At 68.8% G+C, this 263-nt stretch carries 1 protein-coding gene; it reads left to right on the forward strand.

Annotated features, from left to right (window positions below):
• Nucleotides 1-36: 36 nt before the first annotated feature.
• Nucleotides 37-263: hypothetical protein (locus VSR82_RS40250; protein WP_498858951.1), on the forward strand; the 227-nt coding region annotated here is incomplete at its 3' end.

The raw sequence follows: 263 nt of genomic DNA on the forward strand, positions 1-263 counted from the left end.
TTCGAGCGGGTGCAGCGGCATGGTGGCGCGTACAGCATGCCGGAACTGCTGCGTGTGCGGGGCGAGGTTCATGCGGCGGCGGCAGACGAGAGCGGCGCCGCGCGCCTGTTCGAGCAGGCGATCACGTCGGCTGACGGTCAGGCGGCCCTGGGCTGGCGACTGCGAGCGGTCACCAGTCTGGCGCGGCTACGCCTGCGGCAGGGGCAAGGCGATGAAGCGATCGGGTCGCTGAAGCAAACCTACGGGCGTTTCGAAGAAGGATT

The sequence above is a fragment of the Burkholderia sp. JPY481 genome, from assembly GCF_038900515.1.
Taxonomy (GTDB): Bacteria; Pseudomonadota; Gammaproteobacteria; order Burkholderiales; family Burkholderiaceae; genus Paraburkholderia; species Paraburkholderia youngii.